Origin of the sequence: Bradyrhizobium sp. HKCCYLS3070 (assembly GCF_051167575.1) — a bacterium.
GTDB lineage: Bacteria > Pseudomonadota > Alphaproteobacteria > Rhizobiales > Xanthobacteraceae > Bradyrhizobium.
In genome coordinates this window covers 1-22,567 of sequence record NZ_JBNPTI010000011.1, presented here as the reverse complement: position 1 = coordinate 22,567, position 22,567 = coordinate 1, and the positions used below count along the sequence as shown (strand labels likewise).

Annotated in this window: 18 protein-coding genes; 12 read left to right on the top strand and 6 right to left on the bottom strand. The window is 65.7% G+C overall.

The window, feature by feature from the left end:
* Position 1: 1 nt before the first annotated feature.
* Positions 2 to 805, bottom strand: a complete 804-nt coding sequence (locus ACQR03_RS26230) for an N-formylglutamate amidohydrolase (protein ID WP_434841626.1) — start codon at positions 803 to 805, stop codon at positions 2 to 4.
* A gap of 204 nt (positions 806 to 1,009) precedes the next feature.
* On the opposite strand from ACQR03_RS26230, the gene ACQR03_RS26225 reads away from it, so the two are divergent.
* The 6 genes from ACQR03_RS26225 to ACQR03_RS26200 all read left to right on the top strand — a co-directional run bounded on the left by ACQR03_RS26225 (position 1,010) and on the right by ACQR03_RS26200 (position 8,637).
* Positions 1,010 to 1,822 carry a transglutaminase-like domain-containing protein gene (locus ACQR03_RS26225; RefSeq protein ID WP_434841627.1) on the top strand — a complete coding sequence of 271 codons (813 nt, stop codon included), beginning with the start codon at positions 1,010 to 1,012 and terminating at the stop codon, positions 1,820 to 1,822.
* Positions 1,823 to 1,881: 59 nt separating this feature from the next.
* Positions 1,882 to 2,280 (top strand): gamma-glutamylcyclotransferase family protein, encoded by a 399-nt coding sequence (locus tag ACQR03_RS26220; RefSeq protein WP_434841628.1) that lies wholly within the window; start codon positions 1,882 to 1,884, stop codon positions 2,278 to 2,280.
* Positions 2,281 to 2,544: 264 nt separating this feature from the next.
* Positions 2,545 to 4,551, top strand: coding sequence for a DNA primase (gene dnaG, locus ACQR03_RS26215; protein WP_434841629.1), 2,007 nt, complete (start codon positions 2,545 to 2,547; stop codon positions 4,549 to 4,551).
* Positions 4,552 to 4,979: 428 nt separating this feature from the next.
* Entirely contained in the window at positions 4,980 to 7,088 is a 2,109-nt protein-coding gene (rpoD, locus tag ACQR03_RS26210) for an RNA polymerase sigma factor RpoD (RefSeq protein ID WP_434841630.1), read from the top strand.
* A 131-nt stretch (positions 7,089 to 7,219) separates the two neighbouring features.
* Positions 7,220 to 7,453, top strand: a complete 234-nt coding sequence (locus ACQR03_RS26205; RefSeq protein WP_434841631.1) for a hypothetical protein — start codon at positions 7,220 to 7,222, stop codon at positions 7,451 to 7,453.
* Between the two features lie 242 nt (positions 7,454 to 7,695).
* Positions 7,696 to 8,637 carry a DUF817 domain-containing protein gene (locus tag ACQR03_RS26200; RefSeq protein WP_434841632.1) on the top strand — a complete coding sequence of 314 codons (942 nt, stop codon included), beginning with the start codon at positions 7,696 to 7,698 and terminating at the stop codon, positions 8,635 to 8,637.
* 248 nt (positions 8,638 to 8,885) lie between these two features.
* Here ACQR03_RS26200 and ACQR03_RS26195 read toward each other — a convergent pair whose 3' ends face one another.
* Positions 8,886 to 9,122 (bottom strand): hypothetical protein, encoded by a 237-nt coding sequence (locus tag ACQR03_RS26195; RefSeq protein ID WP_315716474.1) that lies wholly within the window; start codon positions 9,120 to 9,122, stop codon positions 8,886 to 8,888.
* A 219-nt stretch (positions 9,123 to 9,341) separates the two neighbouring features.
* On the opposite strand from ACQR03_RS26195, the gene ACQR03_RS26190 reads away from it, so the two are divergent.
* The gene (locus ACQR03_RS26190) at positions 9,342 to 9,716 is read left to right on the top strand and encodes a thiol-disulfide oxidoreductase DCC family protein (RefSeq protein WP_316171546.1); all 375 of its coding nucleotides are present in this window, start codon (positions 9,342 to 9,344) and stop codon (positions 9,714 to 9,716) included.
* Positions 9,717 to 9,995: 279 nt separating this feature from the next.
* On the opposite strand, the gene ACQR03_RS26185 is transcribed toward ACQR03_RS26190, so the two are convergent.
* The 3 genes from ACQR03_RS26185 to ACQR03_RS26175 all read right to left on the bottom strand — a co-directional run bounded on the left by ACQR03_RS26185 (position 9,996) and on the right by ACQR03_RS26175 (position 12,120).
* The gene (locus ACQR03_RS26185) at positions 9,996 to 10,316 is read right to left on the bottom strand and encodes a hypothetical protein (RefSeq protein ID WP_434841633.1); all 321 of its coding nucleotides are present in this window, start codon (positions 10,314 to 10,316) and stop codon (positions 9,996 to 9,998) included.
* Between the two features lie 258 nt (positions 10,317 to 10,574).
* Positions 10,575 to 11,087: a hypothetical protein gene (locus ACQR03_RS26180; RefSeq protein WP_315810609.1), complete on the bottom strand. Its 513-nt coding sequence runs from the start codon at positions 11,085 to 11,087 to the stop codon at positions 10,575 to 10,577.
* An 88-nt stretch (positions 11,088 to 11,175) separates the two neighbouring features.
* On the bottom strand, positions 11,176 to 12,120 hold the full coding sequence (locus ACQR03_RS26175; protein ID WP_434841687.1) for an OmpA family protein: 945 nt from the start codon (positions 12,118 to 12,120) through the stop codon (positions 11,176 to 11,178).
* 271 nt (positions 12,121 to 12,391) lie between these two features.
* Between ACQR03_RS26175 and ACQR03_RS26170 the strand changes: the two genes are divergently transcribed.
* The 4 genes from ACQR03_RS26170 (at position 12,392) to ACQR03_RS26155 (ending at position 20,735) form a co-directional block, all read left to right on the top strand.
* The gene (locus ACQR03_RS26170) at positions 12,392 to 13,198 is read left to right on the top strand and encodes a lytic murein transglycosylase (protein ID WP_315716478.1); all 807 of its coding nucleotides are present in this window, start codon (positions 12,392 to 12,394) and stop codon (positions 13,196 to 13,198) included.
* A 79-nt stretch (positions 13,199 to 13,277) separates the two neighbouring features.
* Entirely contained in the window at positions 13,278 to 16,931 is a 3,654-nt protein-coding gene (gene putA / locus ACQR03_RS26165) for a trifunctional transcriptional regulator/proline dehydrogenase/L-glutamate gamma-semialdehyde dehydrogenase (RefSeq protein ID WP_434841634.1), read from the top strand.
* A gap of 120 nt (positions 16,932 to 17,051) precedes the next feature.
* Positions 17,052 to 18,299 (top strand): amidohydrolase family protein, encoded by a 1,248-nt coding sequence (locus ACQR03_RS26160; RefSeq protein ID WP_434841635.1) that lies wholly within the window; start codon positions 17,052 to 17,054, stop codon positions 18,297 to 18,299.
* A 996-nt stretch (positions 18,300 to 19,295) separates the two neighbouring features.
* Positions 19,296 to 20,735: an IS1182 family transposase gene (locus ACQR03_RS26155; RefSeq protein ID WP_315716201.1), complete on the top strand. Its 1,440-nt coding sequence runs from the start codon at positions 19,296 to 19,298 to the stop codon at positions 20,733 to 20,735.
* 103 nt (positions 20,736 to 20,838) lie between these two features.
* Here ACQR03_RS26155 and ACQR03_RS26150 read toward each other — a convergent pair whose 3' ends face one another.
* Positions 20,839 to 21,147 (bottom strand): hypothetical protein, encoded by a 309-nt coding sequence (locus ACQR03_RS26150; RefSeq protein WP_316172815.1) that lies wholly within the window; start codon positions 21,145 to 21,147, stop codon positions 20,839 to 20,841.
* 152 nt (positions 21,148 to 21,299) lie between these two features.
* On the opposite strand from ACQR03_RS26150, the gene ACQR03_RS26145 reads away from it, so the two are divergent.
* A partial coding sequence (locus ACQR03_RS26145; protein WP_434925367.1) for a transposase occupies positions 21,300 to 22,567 on the top strand: 1,268 nt, incomplete at its 3' end.

The window sequence follows — 22,567 nt, the reverse complement described above, 5'->3', positions numbered from 1 at the left end:
GCTAAGCGAGACCCTTGCTGCGCAGCTCGACCTCGATCTCGCCGAGAATGCGGATCAGCCGCTCGGCCCAGCGCTGCTGGCCCTCGGGCTCGGCGATTTCGTTCTGACGAATCTCGATGCCGGAATTGATCAGCCCGCGCGCCTCGCCATGCACGGGGATGGTGTAGTCGGTGCCGTCGCCGACCGCATAGGGCTGATTGTCGCCCACCACGAGATCGGGCTCGGCCCGCAGCGCCCTCAACAGCAGCGGCGGCAGCACACGGTCGTGCTGATACAGCGTGCCAATGTGCCAGGGCCGCGCGATGCCCGCATAGATCGGCGTGAAGCTGTGCAGCGAGACGAGGATGGTCGGCCGCCCCGCGGCCTTGCGCGCATCGAGCACTTCGGTGATGCGGTCGTGATAGGGATCGAAGATCGCGCGGCGCCGGAGCTCGGCGTCCTCATGCGTCAGGCCCTCATTGCCGGGGATCGTGGTGCGCTCGCTGATCATCGGAATCGCGTTCGGCGCCTTCGGCGAGCGGTTGCAGTCGATCACCAGCCGCGAATAGCGCTGCGCGATCAGATGCGCATCGAGCGCGCGCGATACGGCCTCCGCCACGCCGGCGATGCCGATGTCCCAGGCGATGTGCCGCTCCAGTTCGCCTTCGGGCAGGCCGAGATCGCCGAGTGCGCGCGGCAGCAGGCGGCCATAGTGATCGCACGTGAAGAACAAGGCCGACGCCCCATCGGCGTTGCGCTCGAGCACGGGTGGAACTTCGTCTGGCTGAAGGAGTCGATGAGTGTTGCTCGTGCCGGACACGGTCATGCTGCCTCTCGTTGCTTCATGAAGCGGCAGACCGATCTCGGATTGGGCAGACAGATGAGGATTGGGCCGGCGGACATCATGATGGTCGCCCAAACGATGCTGATTCTGGCGATCATTCACAAGACAGAAGTTCGCAATGGGCCTACGGTCCGGGCTGGATGAGGCTGGCGCATCGTGCCGCCCGAACGGGGCGAAGGAGCCTTCATGCTGATCAAGGTTGGATTTGAGATCGCCTATGCGGCTCCGGCGGCAACGCCGATGGTGATCATGCTGTCGATCCATCCGTCGCGCTTTCCCGACATCGTCGGCACCGAGACGATTACGACCGAGCCCAAGGTGCCGATCAAATTCTACAACGACAGCTTCGGCAATCTCTGTGGACGGCTGGTGGCGCCGGCCGGCGGGGTCACCTTCCACGGCAGCGCCATCGTCCGCGACAGCGGGCGGCCGGACGCGATCGATCCCGGCGCCCAGCAACTGTCGATCGAGCAGCTGCCCGATGAGCTTCTGCTGTATCTGATGCCGAGCCGCTATTGCGAGACCGACAAGCTGGCCGAGGTCGCGTGGTCGTTGTTCGGCAGCGCGCCGGCGGGATGGGCGCGCGTGCGGGCGATCTGCGACTTCGTGCACGGCCACGTCACGTTCGGCTATGAGCACGCCCACGCCATGAAGTCGGCGCACGACGTCTATCAGCAGCGCGCCGGCGTCTGCCGCGACTTCGCTCACCTCGCGCTGACCTTCTGCCGCTGCATGGGCATTCCGGCACGCTATTGCACCGGTTATCTCGGCGACATCGGCGTGCCGCCGGACCCGGTCCCGATGGATTTCTCGGGCTGGTTCGAGGTCTATCTCTCGGGCCGGTGGTACACGTTCGATGCCCGCCACAACGTGCCGCGCATCGGTCGCATCCTGATGGCGACCGGACGGGACGCCGCCGACGTCGCGCTGTCGACCTCGTTCGGCCTGATGACCCTGACCAAATTCCACGTCGTCAGCGATGAGATCGCGACCGCCTGAGCGGAGAAGGGCGCGGCCGGCCGCTTCGCATCAGCCGCGATCGCCGCTATAGACGGGCCATGACCACCGATCTGCTGTTCGTCTACGGCACGCTGATGCGCGGCTTCGACCATCCGATGGCGCGGCTGTTGTCGGCCAATGCCGATTTCGTCGCCGAGGCAAGCTGCCGCGGCCGGTTGTACCGCATCCAGCATTATCCCGGCCTGGTGCTGTCCGATGACGCGGCCGATCTGGTCCATGGCGAGCTGTTCCGGCTGCGCCAGCCCGAGCCGATGCTGCGCGAGTTCGACATGTACGAGGCCTGCGGCGAGGGTTTTGCGCAGCCGACCGAATATCTGCGCCGGTGCCTCACGGTCACGCTGGCCGACGGCGCGGCCCGCGAGGCCTGGACCTACGTGTACAACTGGCCCGTGGACGAGGTCGCCCGCATCGCCTCGGGACGGTTTTTGGCGCCCTAAGTCTCTCCGCGCCGTCATTCCGGGACATCGCGCAGCGATGGGCCCGGAATCCATAACCACAAACGGTGCGAGGACAGTGGCGCGGCCGTCCCGCCTCACGACTGGTCGTGGTTATGGATTCCGGGCTCGCCCTGCGGGCGCCCCGGAATGACGAGAGGAGAGGGCCGTGCCTGTGAATAGCCCGGACAAGGGTCCGGAAGTTCACATTTTGTGAATCGCTCCCTATATGCCTAGGCTGACCACCACAGGACCACCGCCCCGCTCATGGCCCGCTTCACGCCGGAATTTCTCGATGAGCTGCGCGCCCGGCTTCCGGTCTCGGACGTCGTCGGCAAGCGCGTGAAGCTCAAGAAGGCCGGGCGGGAGTGGAAGGGGCTGTCGCCGTTCCAGCAGGAGAAGACGCCGTCCTTCTACGTCAACGACCAGAAGGGTTTTTATCACGACTTCTCGTCCGGCAAGCACGGCAACATCTTCGACTTCGTGATGGAGACAGAGGGCTGCAGCTTCCCCGAGGCTGTGGAGAGGCTCGCGGGAATCGCCGGCCTGGCGCTGCCCGCGGTCACGCCCGACGCGGCGCGCCAGGAGCGGCAGCGCAAGACGCTGTACGACGTGATGGAGCTGGCGGCGAAGTTCTTTTCTGACACGCTGGCGTCCCGTCATGGCGCGCGCGCCCGCGGCTATCTTGCCGATCGCGCGATCCTGCCGCAGACGCAGCTCCAATTCCGGCTTGGCTACGCGCCGCCGGATCGGTTCGGCTTGAAGGAATATCTCGGCGCCCAGGGCGTGCCGGTGGCCGACATGGTCGAGGCGGGATTGCTGGTCGGCGGCGACGACATTCCCGTGCCGTATGACCGCTTCCGCGACCGCGTGATGTTCCCGATCACCGATCTCCGCGGACGCGTCATCGCCTTCGGCGGTCGCGCGCTGCAGAAGGACGTGCCGGCGAAATACCTGAACTCGCCGGAGACGCCGCTCTTCCACAAGGGCGACAACCTCTACAATCTCGCCAGCGCCCGTCAGGCCGCCCATAACGGCGCGCCGATGATCGTGGTCGAGGGCTATGTCGACGTCATTGCGCTGGTCGCGGCCGGCTTTGCCGGCGCCGTGGCGCCGCTCGGCACCGCGCTGACCGAGAGCCAGCTTTCGCTGATTTGGAAGATGGTCGACGAGCCGATCCTCTGCTTCGATGGCGACCGCGCCGGCCAGAAGGCGGCCTATCGTGCCGCAGACCTTGCTTTGCCGCATCTCAAGCCTGGCAAGAGCCTGCGCTTCGCGCTCTTGCCCGAGGGACAGGATCCCGACGATCTCGTCCGCTCCGGCGGTCGCGGCGCGGTCGAGGAGGTGCTCAAAATCGCAAAACCCCTCGCCGAGGTGATCTGGTCGCGCGAGATCGAGGGCGGCAGCTTCAACACCCCGGAGCGCCGTGCCGCGCTGGAGGCGCGGATCGGCCAGCTCACCGGCGGCATCACCGACGAGGTGGTACGGCGCTACTACAAGCAGGATCTCGGCGACCGGCTGTACCGGGCGTTCGCCCCGGACGGCGGCCGAGGGTTTGGCCGCGGCTTCGGTGCCGAATCAGGACGGCGTTTTGCTCCCCGCAGTCCCGGTTCCGGACAGCCTGGTCGGTTATCCACAGGAGGCGGCCGCCGCGGCGGACCGCCATCCACAGGCCAGGCCATGGCCCGCGGCCCCTACCAGGCGGCGAGCCCCCAGCTCGCCATGAGCCCGATCATGCGCGGCCAGCGCTCGGCGATCTCGCGCCGGGAGGCCCTGATCCTGCAGTGCCTGATCAACCACCCCTGGCTCCTGCACGACCACCTGGAGGAGGTCGCCGCGCTGGAGCTGGCCCATCCCGAGGCGCACAAGCTCCGCGCCGCCATCATCGCCGCCTTCGCCCACGACCACCACCATTCGCCGGATCCGGACGAGCAGGCCGAGAAGATGCGGGTCGATCTGGAGAAGGCAGGCTTTTCCGAGCTTCTTCAACGGGTTGAGCGCGCGATCACGACGGCGGCAGTGTGGGCGACCAAGTCGGGCGCGGCGCGCGATGACGTTCTTGCGACCTGGCATCAGCTGGTTGCCTTGCATCGGCAATGGCACTCCTTACTTAGGGAATTGAAGGATGCCGAGCTGGCGCTGGGCGAGGAGCCGAGCGAGCCGAACATGGGCTGGTTGAGGGACGTGAAGGCCAGGATGGCCGAGATGGACGGCACCGAAGCGCTGATCGAAGGCTTCGGGGAACTGTCCGGACGCACCAACCGCAACGTGTAGACGGGACGCCCGGCGCCCTGTCGCCAGTTGAGCACATTTCGGCCCGGTCCGCCCGCGCGGTATCAGGTCCGCGCGAAAAGACTCGCCAAATCCATGGTTTGGCTGCAAAAACAGGGTTAATCGAAGTTTAAGAGGTCCGGGGCATTTTCTGCGGCAGATGGGTTGGTTTCGCTGTCGGACACCGCGCCTGCATGTCGGGCGCCGGATTCGATTGCAAAACCGGTATCGCTTTTGCAAGAAACGCGCGCCGGTCCGAAAACGGGACGACACCAGCGTAGGACGAAACGAGCGACGGGCTTCAGGGGGTGGCGACGTTAAATGTGCGCCGCCCTTTCCGCGTCGAGAACAGTTTGAGTAGAGCAGGCGGGCGCCGCGATGCCAAGGGCTACGATGCCACGGGCGGAGCGGGCGCGTTTCGGGAGCAATGAATGGCCACGAAGGCAAAGACGCTGCAGGTGAAGGACAAGGAAAAGGACGACAAGGCCGCGGACGCTCCCGAGAAGGACGCCGCCGATGCGCCGTCGCCGTTGCTCGACCTGTCGGACGCCGCCGTCAAGAAGATGATCAAGCAGGCCAAGAAGCGCGGCTTCGTGACCTTTGATCAGCTCAACGAGGTCCTGCCTTCCGACACTACCTCGCCGGAACAGATCGAAGACATCATGTCGATGCTCTCCGACATGGGCATCAACGTGACCGAGGCCGAGGAGGCCGACGAGTCCGACGAGAAGGACGACGGCGAGGACGAGACCGACAACGAGCTTGTCGAGATCACCCAGAAGGCCGTCACCGAGGTCAAGAAGTCGGAGCCCGGCGAGCGCACCGACGATCCCGTGCGCATGTATCTGCGCGAGATGGGCACCGTCGAGCTGCTGTCGCGCGAGGGTGAAATCGCCATCGCCAAGCGCATCGAGGCCGGCCGCGAGGCGATGATCGCGGGCCTCTGCGAAAGCCCGCTGACGTTTCAGGCCATCATCATCTGGCGCGACGAGCTCAACGAAGGCAAGATCTTCCTTCGCGACATTATCGATCTCGAAGCCACCTATGCCGGCCCTGAGGCCAAGGGCGGCATGAATCCGCAGATCGCCGCGCCGGCGAATGGCGAGGGCGCTGCGGCCGAGGGCGGCGAGGTCCAGGCCGCGGTCGCGCCGCCGGCCGCCCCGCAGCAGCCGACGCCGTTCCGCGCCGCGCCGAACGGCGCGCCCGCCGAGGAGAAGGATCCCGGCGAGGCGGCGGCCGAAGCCGACATGGACGACGACGAGTTCGAGAACCAGATGTCGCTCGCCGCCATCGAGGCCGAGCTGAAGCCGAAGGTGGTCGAGACCTTCGACAAGATCGCGTCCGAGTACAAGAAGCTGCGACGCCTGCAGGAGCAGGACATCGCCAACCAGCTGCAGAGCGAGTCGCTGTCGCCCTCGCAGGAGCGCAAGTACAAGAAGCTCAAGGACGAGATCATCGTCGAGGTGAAGTCGCTGCGCCTCAACCAGGCCCGCATCGACTCCCTGGTCGAGCAGCTCTACGACATCAACAAGAAGCTGGTCTCGTTCGAGAGCCGGCTGATGCGCCTGGCCGACTCCCACGGCGTCGCGCGCGAGGACTTCCTGCGCAACTACCAGGGTTCGGAGCTCGACCCGCGCTGGCTCAACCGCGTCTCCAAGCTCTCCGCCAAGGGCTGGAAGAACTTCGTCCATTACGAGAAGGACCGCATCAAGGACCTGCGCCAGGAGGTGCAGGCCATGGCCGCGCTCACCGGTCTCGAGATCGGCGAGTTCCGCAAGATCGTGCACTCGGTGCAGAAGGGCGAGCGCGAGGCCCGTCAGGCCAAGAAGGAGATGGTGGAAGCCAACCTCCGTCTCGTGATCTCGATCGCCAAGAAGTACACCAACCGCGGCCTGCAGTTCCTCGACCTGATCCAGGAAGGCAATATCGGCCTGATGAAGGCGGTCGACAAGTTCGAGTACCGCCGCGGCTACAAGTTCTCGACCTACGCCACCTGGTGGATCCGGCAGGCGATCACCCGCTCGATCGCCGATCAGGCCCGCACCATCCGCATCCCCGTGCACATGATCGAGACGATCAACAAGATCGTCCGCACCTCGCGCCAGATGCTGAACGAGATCGGCCGCGAGCCGACCCCCGAGGAGCTCGCCGAGAAGCTCGGCATGCCGCTGGAGAAGGTGCGCAAGGTCCTCAAGATCGCGAAGGAGCCGCTCTCGCTCGAAACCCCCGTGGGTGACGAGGAGGACTCTCATCTCGGCGATTTCATCGAGGACAAGAACGCGATCCTGCCGATCGACGCCGCCATCCAGTCCAACCTGCGCGAGACGACGACCCGCGTGCTCGCCTCGCTCACCCCGCGCGAAGAGCGTGTGCTGCGCATGCGCTTCGGCATCGGCATGAACACCGACCACACGCTGGAAGAAGTCGGCCAGCAGTTCTCGGTGACCAGAGAGCGTATCCGCCAGATCGAGGCGAAGGCGCTGCGCAAGCTGAAGCATCCGAGCCGGTCGCGGAAGCTGCGGAGCTTCTTGGACAACTGATTGACGTTCGATCTTTGTCGTCATTGCCCGGCTTGACCCGGCAATCCATCGAGACATCAACGGCGGGCCGAAAGGCCCGTCTTTTTGTTTGTTCTGCTCATGGCCTCCATCGGACGAAAGAAGAGCTTCCCATGTCCTCGACTCTCTTCGCGACAATGCGCCTGCTTGAGAAACTCGGGCTTCACTTCTTCATCGAACGAACTCGCCCCGATACGATCCGGCTGTCCGTGACACTGGTCGGAGAAAGGGTCGAGATCGACGTCTTCGAAGACGATCATCTTGAATTTTGCCGTTTCCGCGGTGACGAGAGCGTCGAAAGTGGCAACGAGGAGCTGATGCTCTTTCTGCAATCTCAAGCGGAGTAAGCATGCATCCAACGGTCGCTGGACGCGGCGCCCGCGTAGTGCAATCCAGGGCTGCGCGCACGTCTCTGGATTGCTTCGCTTCGCTCGCAATGACGAAGGGCGGCGTCGAGGTGTCACGGTTGGGCCGACAGGAGGTCTTGTCCGCAAATGTCCGTGTCCTTGCCGCAAGAGGCCGAACTTTGCGCAGACGGCTTTGGGCGGTCGACTGCTAGGAATTGGCGTCTCACCGGACGCCTATTCCCATGCATGACCACGAGTTTTCATCGGCCGCAGCGCACGACAGCGCCGCCGCGGTCTGGGCGCCGTTGCGGCCCTTCATCGCCGGCGAGGGGCGGCTGGCGCAGGCAGCGGCGCAGAAGCCCTGGACTGGGGGCCTCTACGAATTCCTCCGCTTCGGCGTGAAGCAGGGCTGGGCCTGCTTGTTTGGCGGCATCGCGGTGGTGCTGATGCTGCTGACGTGGCGGTTCTATCCGGCGAACGCGCCGCTCGCGCGCTACGATTTCCTCTTCCTCTGCATGCTCGCCGTCCAGGCCGCATTGCTCGCCGCCCGTCTGGAGACGTTCGAGGAGGCGAAGATCATCCTGATCTATCACCTCGTCGGCACGGCGATGGAGCTGTTCAAGACCGCGACCGGCTCCTGGATCTATCCCGAGCCGAGCCTCATCCGGCTCGGCGGCGTGCCGCTGTTCTCGGGCTTCATGTATTCCTGCATCGGCAGCTATCTGTGCCGGGTGTGGCGGCTGTTCGATTTCCGCTTCACCGGCCATCCGTCACGGCGCGGGCTGATCGGCTTGAGCGCGGCCATCTACCTCAACTTCTTCACCGACCACTATGGGCTCGATGTCAGGCTCGTGCTGTTCGGCTGGGCCGCGCTGCTGTTCGCCCCGGCCACGGTCCACTTCAAGGTCTGGCGCGTGCACCGGTCGATGCCGCTGCTGCTCGGGCTCGTCTTGGTGTCGCTGTTCATCTGGCTGTCGGAGAACGTCGGCACCTTCACCCGGATCTGGCTCTATCCGCAGCAGGCGCATGGCTGGACCATGGTGTCGCCGGCCAAGCTCGGCTCGTGGTTTCTGCTGCTGATCATCAGCTACACGCTGGTCAGCCTGATCAATCGGCCGAGGGCGATGGAGCAGGGCAGAGCGGTGAGGTCGGCCGCCGTCGAGCCGGAGCGAGAGGCGGCGTGACGGTCTGATGTGAGTCGAGATATCTCCGCGTCATGCGCGGGCTTGTCCCGCCTGCGCGGCCGAAGCCGCTTCGTCGCGGCGAAGGCCCGCGCATCCACGTCATTGCGACGTCAACGACGTGGATGGCCGGGACAAGCCCGGCCATGACGCGTAACCCATGATGACGTCGTTCGTGGTACGCAGTTGATCGTGGACACGCGGCTGCCTGGCGGCGGTCGCTTTGCCCATCCTAGGGCGGCTCGGCCGGCCTACTTCTTCTTCGCCCCAACCCGCTCGAGCGACTTGATCTGAAGCGGCGGGCGGCCGGACTTTTCGGCGATCTCGCGGTCCTGCTCCATGATGAAGCCGCGCGCGGGCTCGTCGCCGTCGAGGCCGCCGAGCAGCTCGGCCGGGACGCGCCGGTTGGAGCGCTGCGAGCCGTCCTCGTAGGTCACGTTGAAGAAGGCGAATTCGCCTTTGGGATTGGAGCCGGGTTTTTTCGCCATGGATGGCGCTTTACGGCGGCGGGACCGGTCCGGTCAATGCCAGAAAATGCTTATCCGCTGCCCGAATTTGACTTTTTTGTCATATGGTTTTCGCCGAATCGGCAGGGTGGCCAGAGCGATCACGGACCGGTCGGCGGGGTCCCGAAACACCTCGATTTTGCCGGATGAAAGTGCGTTCATCGTGGACGTCTCACCCCGCCGCGAATGCAGCCCATGTCGATGCCCCAACTCACCATCTGGTACAACACACGCTGCCCGGTCTGTGACGCCGGCATCGACTGGCAGCGCAACAAGCTCCTGGCGCTGGTCAAGTCGGGGCGGGTCGCGTTCAAGGACATCAACGAGCAGCCCGACGCGCTGGCCGCATTCGGCGCCGATGTCGACGCGGTCCGCCGCCGCCTGCACGCGACCGACGAGGACGGCGAGCTGATCACCGGCGCCGACGTGGCGCTCCTGCTGTGGGCGCTGACGCCGGGCGAGGGCTGGCTGGCGACGCTGTTCGGCAACCGCCTGGTGCGGCCGCTGACGCGGTTCGGCTATGACCGGTTTGCCGATGTGCTGTTCGCCTGGAACAAGCGGAAGGGGCATTGGTGAGCGAGAGCTGCCGCTTGAGCCAAGGCTTCGGCCGCTGGCGCGGTCGACTCCCCTCCCCCTTGCGGGGAGGGGTCGGGGGTGGGGGTCCACGAGTCCCGCTTGAGCTGAGACGCACTGATCTCGCCGAGCATCTTCACGGATGACGCCAATCGAGTTGAGCGCCTCCGGACTCGTATTGTCGAGCGCGCCTCACTGAGTTCAGCGCCCGGAGACCCCCACCCCCGACCCCTCCCCGCAAGGGGGAGGGGAGCGCACCGAGCGCGTGGTAACAGCTCGACTCTAATGCCGCCGCACCTTGACCTGGGCGTGCACCCGCGTGCCGCCGTGCGGGCCGTCGTCATCATCACCGCGGCCGAGCGCCATGATCGCGGTGCCCATCGCGGTCGAGCCGAAGGTGACGAAGAACGAGCCAAGCAAGAGGCCGATGGCGACGACGGGCGAGTGGTCGGCGAAGATCAGGTGACGCAGGCCCCAGGGATCGAGCAGCAGCAATCCGCCGACCAGCACCACGGCCATGCCGAGGCCGAGCGCGAGGTTGATCGCGAGCAGGCGGAACAGAGGCATCTGGAGCAGTCTGCGCGGCTGCTGGCTGGGTTGCATCGGCGATCTCCCGAGGGATCGTGAACGACAACGATATCGTAGCACCGTCCGCGACCGGCTCAAGGCCGGAGCCGCTCGGGGCGGGCATGGCTGCGCCGCGCCGGGCGCGTCGATTTGGGACAGGAGGCGGGAGTGTCCCGGCGGCCCTCTCTCGTCCGCGGACCTCGCGCGCACAAGGCGCCCGCGGCACATCTCGCTCCGTCATTCCGGGCCCCCGCGCGCTCCGGATGACGCCTCATTGAAACCGGAGCCGCGGCCTCACGCCGCCTCGCCCTCGGCGACGCCGTGCTGCCTGGCGATCACGCTCTGCCAGACGCTGGCGATCGCGCGTTGCGTCTCCGGCGCGATCAGGCAGTGGCCTTCATTGTCGAAGCCGCAGAAGCGCACCGAGGGATCGTGCCTCACCTCGACCAGCGCCTTGTTGATCATCTCCAGCGAGGCCATCACCTGGCCGATGTTCTGCAGCCGCGTGTGATGCAGGATGTCGATCAGGCGGAACATCATGATCGGCGGCTGGCCCATCGCGATGCCCGGCCGACCGAACTCGAAGAACACATTGACGGCCGGCAGCGCGCTCTGGATCTGCGCCAGCACCTTGGCGGCATCCTCGGCCGTGCAGGCAACGAGATGCGCGCCCTGGACCGGGAGCGCGGGCGCAGGCGGCGTCTCCGGGCCGAGCCCCAGACCCGACAGCACCTGATGCTCGATCCAGCGTCGCACCTCCGGCGGCGCCGAGCGGATCTGGTCGGTGGACAGCGTAATCCCGATCATGGCGTCATCTCCTTTTGCCGCGCAGCTTAGAAAGCGACGATGGCGCGGTATTGACGAGGATCAAGCGGCCGCGCCGGCGCGCACCGTCTCAGGGCGCCACCAGTTCGACGCGGCGGTTGAGGGCGCGACCTGCATCGGTGGCATTGCTGCCGACCGGCGCGAGCAGGCCGACGCCCGCGGTGCGCAGCCGCGCCGGCGCAATGCGGTAGCTCCGCGCCAGCTCCGCGGCGACCGCCTCGGCGCGCCGCCGCGACAGATCGAGATTGTAGTCGTCGCTGCCCTGGTTGTCGGTATGGCCGACGATGAAGACGCTGAGCTGCGGCTGGCCGGCGAGCAACTGCGCGATCTGCTCCAGTGTCGGCCGGCTCTCCGGCTTCATCGTCGCCTTGTCGGTGTCGAAATAGATGCCGTAGAGCGCGATGTGGCCCTTGTCGCCGAGGCCCTTCGCCATCTCGGCGGCGCTGACCATCTTGTTCTCCATCGCGCCGAGCTCGGCGATGGTGAGCTGGGCGTAGATCTGCTGGTTGTTCTGGCTGACCAGCACGCTGGCAAAGGTCTCGCGGCCGCCGGCCTCCTTGCGGCCGGCAAAATAGCGGTAGTCGAAGCCATCGGCCCACATCTGTGGAACCGGCAGCAGGTCGATCGCCTCGGTGAAGGGAATGCCGCCGCAGGCATCGGTGTCGCAGGCGAGGAGCTTCTCGAAGCCGGCCTTGGCGAGCTGGTTTTCGAAATTGCGCGACACTTCGAGGATCGAGGGACCCGGCGCGGTGCGATAGGCGATTCTGACGACGCGCCCCTCCAGGCGTCGCTCGTCGGTCGCCTTGTCCGCCTTGAACGGCGCCGCCTGCAGCCGCATCGCATCGAAATCCTTGGTGACATAGCCGGTGATCACGCTGCCGGCGAAGCGGCCGATCCCGGGGTAATCCTTTGCGCCCGCCACATCGCCCGGCTGAGCGGCCGCGGGCGCCAGGCCGCGACACACCAGGGCCGCGACCAAGGTGAGCTGTGCCAGTGTGCCGAGCCGGAACATCATCGTCATGGGGACCTCTCCCGAAAAGTGGCGCCAACGCTCGTGGTTTTCAGAACGCGCGCTTGGATCGGCGCGCGAAACGACGCGACGTCGGACGAGGCACGCCCTGCATGAGTGGCGACGAGAGCGCCGACCGTTCAAAAAAAGATGACGATAGGATGCGGTTCGGTGGCTATCGCCCCCCGGCTGGCCTGGTACCGCCAAATCAGGCATTGTGACGGCGTCCGCCGCCGGACTGCCGTCATCATGCTCTCATGCAGGGACCTTTCTCCTCATGTCCGTTGTCCGATTCCTTGTTGCCGTCGCGATCCTCTCCTTTGCCTCTCCCGCTTTGGCCGCGCGCTGCGGCGGCGACTTCAATACCTTCATCGCGGGCGTCTCGGCGGAGGCGCAGAGCGCCGGCGTCTCGGGCGGCACGATCAGCCAGGCGCTGTCGGGCGTGACGCTCGATCCGGCCGTGCTCGCCTTCGACCGCCGCCAGCGCTACACCTTCAACAAGAGCTTCGAGCAGTACGTCTCGACCCGCGTCGGCGCCGGCCGCATCAATGGCGGGCGCGCGATGCTGCAGCGGCACGCCGCGCTGCTGTCGCGCATCGAGCAGCAATATGGCGTGCCGCGCCAGATCCTGGTCGCGATCTGGGGACTCGAGACCGATTTCGGCAAGGGCGACATGGGCAAGCTGCCGGTGATCCGCACGCTTGCGACCTTGGCGCATGACTGCCGCCGCACCGAGCTGTTCCAGGGCGAGCTGCTGGCGGCGCTGAAGATCGTGCAGCGCGGCGATCTCACCTTGCGCGACCTCGTCGGCGCCTTCGCCGGCGAGATCGGCCAGACCCAGTTCCTGCCGTCGTCCTACATCAAATACGGCGTCGACTTCGACGGCGACGGCCGCGTCGACCTGCGCCACTCCACCGCCGACGTGCTGGCCTCGACCGCCAACCTGCTGCACAGCAACGGCTTCAAGATGGGCGCGCCCTATGACGAGGGCTCGGCCAATTTCGAGGCGATGCGCGAGTGGAACAGGGCGGTGATCTACCGCAAGACCATCGGCTACTACGCCGATCAGTTGATCGGGCGGTAGCGCTATCCGTCGCTCGCGACGTGCGCCAACGCCGCGCAGCCATGGCGAGTGACGGGGATCGCTTCAGAGGAGACGGGTCATGTCGCAGTCGCCGCCACGACCGTTCGCCGCGTTCGCGACCCAGGTCCAGCGCCAGAGCGGGCTGCGCGCCGCGATCACCTCGGCCTATCGCCGCGCCGAGCCGGAGTGCATCGCGCCGCTGCTCGATCTCGCCGCGCTCCCGGAGGCATCGTCGGCACGAGCGGCCGGTCTGGCGCGGGATCTCGTCCTGCGTCTGCGCGGCAAGGCGCAATCCGGCGGCGTCGAGGGACTGATCCACGAATATTCGCTGTCGAGCCAGGAGGGCGTGGCCCTGATGTGCCTGGCCGAGGCGCTGCTGCGGATTCCGGACACCGCGACGCGCGATGCGCTGATCCGCGACAAGATCGCGACCGGCGATTGGCGCGCCCATATCGGGCACAGCCCGTCGCTGCTGGTGAACGCCGCGACCTGGGGCCTCATCGTCACCGGCACGCTGACGGCCGCGGCCAGCGAGGACAGCCTGGTGTCGGCGCTGACGCGCCTCATCGCCCGCGGCGGCGAGCCGATCATCCGCAGGGGCGTGACGCTCGCCATGCGCCTGATGGGCGAGCAGTTCGTGGCCGGTCAGACCATCGACGCGGCGCTGTCGAACGGCCGTCCATGGGAAGCGCAGGGCTTCCGCTACTCCTATGACATGCTCGGGGAGGCGGCGACGACGGCGGAAGACGCCGCGCGCTACTTCGCCGCCTACGAGGCGGCGATCCATGCGATCGGGCGGCATGCGGCCGGTGCCGGCATCTACGAAGGGCCGGGCATCTCGATCAAGCTCTCGGCGCTGCATCCGCGCTATGTCAGCATCAAGCGCGGCCGCGTCATGGGCGAGCTGCTGCCGCGACTGAAGCAGCTGGTTCTGCTCGCGCGGCGATACGACATCGGCCTCAACATCGACGCCGAGGAAGCCGACCGTCTCGATTTGTCGCTCGATCTGCTCGAGGCGCTCTGCCGCGATCCGGACCTCGCCGGCTGGAACGGCATCGGCTTCGTCATCCAGGCCTATCAGAAGCGCTGCGCCTTCGTCGTCGATTGGCTCATCGACCTCGCGCGGCGCTCGCAGCGCCGGCTGATGGTGCGCCTCGTCAAGGGCGCCTATTGGGACAGCGAGATCAAGCGCGCGCAGGTCGATGGCTTGGAGGACTTCCCGGTCTTCACGCGCAAGAGCCATACCGACGTGTCGTACCTCGCCTGCGCCCGCAAACTGCTGGGCGCGCCCGACGCCGTGTTCCCGCAGTTCGCGACGCATAATGCGGGGACGCTGGCATCGATCGTGGAGATGGCGGGCTCCAGCTACGAGCGCGGCCAGTATGAATTCCAGTGCCTGCACGGCATGGGCGAGCCGCTCTACGAGGAAGTTGTCGGACCCGCACGGCTCGGCCGCCCGTGCCGCATCTACGCGCCGGTCGGTTCGCATGAGACGCTGCTGGCCTATCTGGTGCGGCGGCTGTTGGAAAACGGCGCCAACACCTCCTTCGTCAACCGCATCGCCGATCCCGCCGTCTCCGTCGACGATCTGATCGCGGACCCGGTCGCCATCGTTCGCGCGTCGGAACGCCCGGGCGCGCCGCACGACAAGATCAGGCGCCCGCCCGAGCTGTTCGGCCCGGACCGCGCGAACTCGGCCGGCTTCGATCTCTCCGATCAGCGCGCGCTGGCGCGTCTCGGCGAAGGCCTGGTCACGAGCGCGAGCCTCGATTGGACGGCTGCGGCGCCGGGAGCGACCACCAGCGAAGGCGCGCGCCGCATTCGCAATCCCGCCGACCGCCGTGACGTCGTCGGCGCGGTCAGGGATGCCGCGCCTGCCGAGATCGAGGCGGCCCTGTCGCGTGCGGCGAACGCCGCGCCGGCCTGGGCCGCGACCAGCCCCCGCGCGCGCGCCGCATGCCTGCGCGCCGCGGCCGAGACGATGGAGGCGCGTCGCCTCGTCCTCATCGGCTTGATCGTCCGCGAGGCCGGCAAGACCTTTGCGAACGCCGTCGGCGAGGTGCGCGAAGCCGTCGATTTCCTGCGCTATTATGCGGGCGAGATCGAACGTCTCTCCGAGGGCGATAGTCCCGACCCGCTCGGCCCCGTGGTGTGCATCAGCCCGTGGAATTTTCCGCTCGCGATCTTCACCGGCCAGGTCGCGGCGGCGCTCGCGGCCGGCAATCCGGTGCTGGCGAAACCTGCCGAGGAGACGCCGCTGATCGCCGCCCAAGCGGTTCGCATCATCCATGAGGCCGGCGTTCCAGCGGATGTCCTGCAATTGCTGCCGGGCGACGGCCGCGTCGGCGCGGCGCTGGTTGCTGACGCCCGCGTCCAGGCCGTGATGTTCACGGGATCGACCGACGTCGCGCGGCTGATCCAGAAACAGCTTGCCGAGCGCCTCACCGTCCATGGACAGCCCGTGCCGCTGATCGCGGAGACCGGCGGCCAGAACGCGCTGGTCGTGGATTCCTCCGCGCTCGCCGAGCAGGTCGTCGCCGATGTCATCACCTCCGCCTTCGACTCCGCCGGCCAGCGCTGCTCGGCGCTGCGCATCCTCTGCCTGCAGGACGATGTCGCCGATCGCATCCTGTCGATGCTGCGCGGCGCGATGGCCGAGCTCGAGCTCGGCGATCCGAGCCTGCTGTCCGTCGACGTCGGGCCGGTGATTTCCGACGAGGCACGCGACACCATCTCCGCTCATGTCGCGTCGATGCGCGCCCGCGGTCATGCGGTGGACGAGCTGCCGCTGCCGCCGCAGGCGGCGCACGGGACTTTCGTTGCGCCGACCATCATCGAGATCGCCAGCATCTTCGATGTCGAGCGCGAGGTGTTCGGCCCCGTCCTCCACGTCCTGCGCTACCGTCGCGAGCAGCTCGCTGACCTCATCGACGCGATCAACCTCACCGGCTATGGCCTGACCTTCGGCATCCACTCGCGGATCACGGAGACAATTGCGCGGGCGTCGGGCCGCAGCGCCGCCGGCAACATCTACGTCAACCGCAACGTGATCGGCGCGGTCGTCGGCGTGCAGCCATTCGGCGGCTCCGGCCTGTCGGGGACCGGGCCGAAGGCCGGCGGTCCGCTGTATCTGCGCCGGCTGTTCGCGATGCCGCCGCGCCAGCGGCTCATGGCGTCGCAGTCTGACGCGGTCTTGCGCTCTTATCTCGACGGGTTGCGCGCCAGCGGACACGCCGAGGCGGCGCTGGCGTGCGAGGCGCATGGGCCCCAGGTGCGGGCCGGGCTCGAGATCGAGTTGCCAGGACCCGTCGGCGAACAGAACATCTATCGCATCACCGCGCGCGGCGTCGTCGCTGCACTGGCGAGAAGCGAGCAGGCGTTGCTGGTCCAGATAGGCGTCATTCTGATGACCGGAAACGACGCGTTCGTCGAACGCGCCAGCCCTGCTTGTGCCGTGTTGGGACCGCTCGCCAGCCGGCTGCGCGGCCGCCTGCGGATCGTCGACAGCTGGCGGGCTCTCCGCGATCTGCAGGCCGTGCTTTCCGACGGCGAGGCGGATGAATTGATCGCGCTCGGCCGCGACCTCGCCACGCGCCCCGGACCGATCGTCCCGCTCGTCACGCCGCGCGCCAGCGACGGCTGCTACGATCTCGACCGGCTGGTCACCGAAGTCAGTCTCTCCACCAACACCGCAGCCGCCGGCGGCAATGCCAGCCTGATGTCGATCGGCTGAGAAGACAGGTATTCCGTCCCGGGCTGGCTCGAGGCCGCTGGACAGGATAGGGGAGAACACCGTCATCGTCGGCCCGCTCCGCCCGCTGACGCACGCTTCGTACAGATCGAGGACACCTTGATGTCGACCATCCTGTTCAAGAATGCCGCTCTGCTCGACCCGCTGCAGCCGGAGCTGCGCGAAGGCCATCACGTGCTGGTCGAGGACCATCTGATCAAGGAGGTGTCTGACAAGCCGTTGCAGACCAGCGTCGACCAGACCATCGATCTCCAAGGCAAGACGCTGAGGCCGGGGCTGATCGACCTGCACGTCCATGCGATCGCGGTCGAGCTCAATCTTGCCCAGCAAGTGCAGATGCCGAATGTGCTGGTGACCCTGCGCTCGGCGCTGCTGCTCAAGGGCATGCTGCGGCGGGGCTTTACGACGGTGCGTGACGCCGGCGGCGCCGGCTATCCGCTGAAGCAGGCCGTCGACACCGGCCTCACCGAGGGCCCGCGGCTGTTCGTCTCCGGCCGTGCGCTCAGCCAGACCGGCGGCCATGGCGACATGCGGGCGCGGACGGATTTCCTTTCCGACAACGCCCCTTGTCCGTGCTGCGTGCGCGTCGGCGCGCTGGCCCGCGTGGCCGACGGCGTCGATGCCGTGCGCAAGGCGGTGCGCGAGGAGCTCCAGATGGGCGCCGACCAGATCAAGATCATGGCGTCCGGCGGCGTGGCCTCGCCGACCGATCCCGTCGGCGCGTTCGGCTACTCGGAGGACGAGATCCGCGCCATCGTCGCCGAGGCCCGCGCGCGGCAGACCTACGTCCTGGCGCATGCCTACACGGCAGAGGCGATCGCCCGCGCCGTCCATTGCGGCGTGCGCACCATCGAGCATGGCAACCTGGTCGACCTTCCGACCGCGCGCCTGATGGCCGAGAAGGGCGTCTATGTCGTCCCGACGCTCGTCACCTATGAGGCACTCGCCAATGAGGGCGCGCAGTATGGCCTGCCGCCGGAGAGCGTCGCCAAGATCGCCGACGTCCGCGATGCCGGCCTGCGTTCGCTCGGCATCTACCGCGACGCCGGCGTCAAGATGGGCTTCGGCAGCGATCTCCTGGGACCGTCCCAGCGCCTGCAGAGCGATGAATTCCGGATCCGCGCCGAGATCCTTGGTCCCCGCGAGGTCATCGCCAGCGCGACCGTGATCGGCGCCGAGGTGCTGGGCATGCAGGGCAAGCTCGGTCGGATATTGCCAGGCGCCTTCGCCGACCTGCTCGTGGTCGAGGGCAATCCGCTGCGCGACGTCTCGTGCCTGCTCGGCCAGGGCGATCACATTCCGCTGGTGATGAAGGCCGGCAAGGTCCACATCGACAGGCTGAACGCCTGAGGCAACTCGGCGCCGAAATCCACCGGGCCAATGATCGACAGTCCCAGCGTTTGTGCGCGCTGTCATGCGGGACGTCCATCGTCTCTCCGCCGCCTCGACGCTGCGGGCGCCGACATCTGCGATGAGTGCTTCTTGGAACGCAGTCATTCGGCCTCGCGGCGCTCCGTGCGTCCGAGTTGTGCGGGTCGTTTCGCCCTCATCGACGAAGAGGGCGCAGGGAATGCCGGGAGCTGGCCGCCCCCATGGCCCGCCTGCGAAAAAAATGCAGGCGGCAGGTACCACAGGTTCAGCCGAGACATCCCGGCATTCCCCGCGCGATGGTTGGGCGGCTTATACGTCCTCTCCCCGGGGACCGGCTGTCTTGCCCCCGTCACGAACGGATCATCGTCACCGTCCGCTTGGCCTCAGCACCGGGAGGCCAGGACCCTACGATTTCGCCGGCGCATCGGGCTCGTTCGTCCGCACGATTGCTCGCGCTGCGATCCAATGCACCCACCGCATCCCGCACCCACGTCTCGTGACGATCGCGAAGCGCCCCTCATGGCGGGACGGGATGCGCATAGTCAATCATGTTTTTCTGAAAAACGAAAGTAGAATATTTTCCGTGGGGAGGACTGGACAAGGGTGATGTGCTTGAGGCGGTGAGCAAAATCAGATTTTGGGCGCATCGCATCAGAGGTCTACTTGTCGGTCGTGCGCGCCTGGCTCCGGGCCCGCACGAGTCTCGAGAAGCATATCCGCTCAAGCCCAGCACGCCGACGTCTTTGGCGGCGGCCGGAAGGTCCGAGAAGGGCGAATTGCGGACGTGACAGGGCCGCGCGACCGGGCCGTGAATGGCCTTGAGCCTGCCGACTTGCGGCGCTGCATCAAGTCGGCAACTATCCGAGGTACACCGGCCGTGACGCTAGCTCGTTCGGGAAGGCAGCTCGTGACCCTGGCTGTGTGAAAACGCTGCGCGGCTGTTATGATTCTCCAGTGATTCTTTTGGGGGAATCGATGAGGCGCTTCGTTGAAGAGGCGGATCGTGGGCAATGGACGCTGTTGCCTGAATGCCTCGATGATTTCATTGACGAGAGCAACCCCGTTCGCGTGATCGACGCATTTGTCGAAGCGCTCGATTTGTCTGAGATGGGTTTTGAAGGGGTGGAGCCGGCAGCCACCGGTCGGCCGTCGTACCACCCCTCGGTTCTCCTGAAGCTTTACATCTACGGCTATCTGAACCGGGTGCAGTCGAGCCGGCGGCTCGAACGGGAGGCCGGCCGCAATCTCGAGGTGATGTGGCTGCTGGGTCGGCTCGCGCCTGATCACAAGACCATCGCCGACTTCCGTAAAGACAACGGCCTGGCGCTTCGCATGGTCTGTGCGCGCTTTGTCGAACTCTGCCGTGGGATGGGCCTTCTGGCGACGGCGAGCGTCGCCATCGATGGCAGCAAGTTCAAAGCCGTGAACAACCGAGACAAGAACTTCACACGGGCAAAGGTCCAACGGCGGCGAGCTCAGCTGGAGGAGAGCGTCGCGCGTTATCTGAGCCAACTTGACACGGCCGACCGCCAGGAGCCGACAGAGGCGCTGGCTGCGAAGGTGACGAGACTTGCCGAGAAGCTCACGAAGCTGAAGGAGGAAATGGGCAAGCTTGCCGCGTATGAGAAGCAGATGCTTGCGTCGTCCGATCAGCAAATCTCTCTGACCGATCCCGACAGCCGCTCGATGGCAACGAGCGGCCGCGGCTCCGGCGTTGTCGGCTACAATGTACAGGTCGCCGTGGACACCGAGCACCATCTGATTGTGACGCACGAGGTCACGAACAGCGGTTCAGATCGCGCCCAACTTGCTAACATGGCCAAACAGGCAAAGGCCGTTCTCAAGAGCGAGACGCTCGACGCTGTAGCCGATCGCGGCTACTTCAATAGCCCAGAGATCCTCGCGTGCCACGAGGCCGGAATCACGGTGACGCTGCCCAAGCCGCAGACGTCAAATGCTAAGTCGGAGGGACGCTTCGGTAAGCAGGACTTTGTCTATTTGCCAGAACAGGATGCCTATCGCTGCCCAGCTGGAGAGCGATTACCGTATCGCTATACAAACGAAGAAGACGGCAAGGTGTTGCGGCGCTACTGGACCACAGCCTGTCAAACCTGTTCGCTCAAATCCCAGTGCACGCCGGGGCCGGAGCGGCGGATTACACGGTGGGAGCACGAGCATCTGCTTGAGGCAGTGCAGCAGCGCCTTGACGCAAACCCGGAAGCGATGCGCCAGCGGCGCGAGACGGTCGAACATCCGTTCGGCACGATGAAGGCCCGTATGGGAGCGACGCACTTCCTCACTAAATCGCTCCCAAAAGTAGCCGCCGAGATGGCCCTATCGGTTCTGGCCTACAACCTCACACGGGTCATGAACATCGTCGGGGTCAAGCCGTTGATCGCGGCAATCACAGCCTGAGAAACGCCCGCGTCCTCGTGGTCAGGACGGACGTCCGCAAGGCCGTTTTTACACGACCAAGACCCTGAGCAGACAAGCCCAACTAAGTGCTAGTAGCATCAAACTATAGCTGGTCAGCGTATAGTTGGAAGCTTGTCGTTCCATCCGTGGTCTCTAAGCCCCACGGGGTCTTGATGGTGATTTCAATAATTTCGCGCCCAGCGTCATCTTGGCGCTTCGCTAAAACCTCACACGCAATGAGGGCCGGCTGCGGAAATTGGCTATCGGACCGTAGCGATAGATTTGTAAAAATTGGCGCTTTGTCGACCATCACCCATTCGGTGCCGAACCTGTCGGTGAATCGGCATTCCACAAATCCCGGAAAATCGTCGCTCACCCAACGCGTAATCTCAGCTCGAATGTACGGGGTCACGACTACCTCTTAACGGCCTTTAACTCGGCGCTCTCCTTCATACCAGACAGAATCTGCGATGTCCGCAACTGGCCGATTCTGTTGAAAAAGTCAGCAGTTGCGACGCAGAGATATCGGTGATTCAGTCTGTCTAGTGGGCAGGACTGAAGGTCATGATGGGGCATCGGCAAGTCGAACAGGCTGCGTTGTTCTATGAGTTCTCGCTGGAAAGGCACATCCCAGCCGACCACCTCGTGCGGTCGATCGATAGGTTCGTCGACCTTGAGGACTTACGGCGGGAGCTGGCGCCGTTCTACAGCAACATCGGGCGGCCCTCGATCGATCCGGAGCTGATGATCAGGATGCTCTTGATCGGCTATTGCTTCGGCATCCGATCGGAACGGCGCCTCTGCGATGAAGTCCATCTCAATCTGGCATACCGCTGGTTTTGCCGGCTGGGTCTAGATGGAGGCGTCCCCGATCACTCGACGTTCTCGAAGAACAGGCACGGCCGCTTCCGTGAGAGCGATCTCTTCCGTCGCGTGTTCGAGACCGTCTTGCGCCGCTGCATCCGGGAGCGCCTGATCGGCGGCGAAGGGTTCGCAGTCGACGCGAGCCTGATCAAGGCGGATGCCAATCGGCAGAAGGGAATCGAAGGCGATAAGAGGCTTCCGCCGGAGGCTGCGGGTCGAGCGATCGACGAGTATCTTGCCGTTCTTGATGATGCCGCGTTCGGTGCCGCGACGGAGGTCACGCCCAAGTTTATATCGCCCTCCGACCCGGCGGCGCGCTGGACGGGAGCGCACGGCGGCCAAGCCTTCTTCGCCTACTCGACGAACTATCTGGTCGACGTCGAGAATGCGATCATCGTCGATGTCGAAGCGACCACGGCGATCCGCCAGGCAGAAGTATTGGCCGCCAAGCGCATGATTGAGCGTTCAATCGAAAGGTTCGATCTTTATCCAAGCCGGCTTCTCGGCGACAGAGCCTATGGCTCCGCTGAGATGCTCGGGTGGCTGGTCTACGAGCACGGGATCGAGCCGCACGTGACCGTTTTCGACAAGTCGGCCCGCACCGACGGGACCTTCTCGCGTGAGGCCTTCACCTACGACCATACCAGGGACGTCTATCGCTGTCCCGCTGGCAAACCCCTCACCACTACAGGGACGCTGGTGAACAACGACACGACGGTCCTCTACCGTGCGAGCAAGCGCGATTGTCAAGCATGCTCTCTAAGAAGCAGGTGTTGCCCCAACACCCCGGCTCGAAAAGTGCCGCGCTCGATCTACGAGGGCGCTCGCGACATGGCACGCGAGATCGCAAGCTCATGGGAAGGCCGCACTTCACGCCGGCTCCGCAAGAAGATTGAGATGCTGTTCGCGCATCTCAAGCGCATCCTCAAGCTAGATCGGCTGCGACTAAGAGGGCCGAACGGCGCACG